The organism is Monashia sp. HAY1-2A, assembly GCF_056755315.1.
In genome coordinates this window covers 1-248 of sequence record NZ_JBNDHY010000621.1, presented here as the reverse complement: position 1 = coordinate 248, position 248 = coordinate 1, and the positions used below count along the sequence as shown (strand labels likewise).

General features: G+C 65.3%; 1 pseudogene. It reads left to right on the top strand.

Annotation, left to right across the window (positions count from 1 at the left end):
- Nucleotides 1-248, top strand: a pseudogene (locus ACPYOM_RS23280) (ABC transporter substrate-binding protein); the annotation flags it as partial.

The window sequence follows — 248 nt, the reverse complement described above, 5'->3', positions numbered from 1 at the left end:
ACCAAGAACCCCAACTACTGGCAGCCCGGCAAGCAGCACATCCCCGGCATCCGGATGCTCGCCTTCGCCGGCAACGACCCCGCCAACCTCGCCACGACGAACGGCGAGACCGACTGGGCCGACCAGTTCGTGCCGAACATCGAGAAGACGTTCGTCGCCAAGGACCCAGTGCACCGGCACTACTGGTTCCCGCCGGTCGGATCGACCATCCACTGGCAGCTCAACACGACCAAGGCGCCCGACAACGA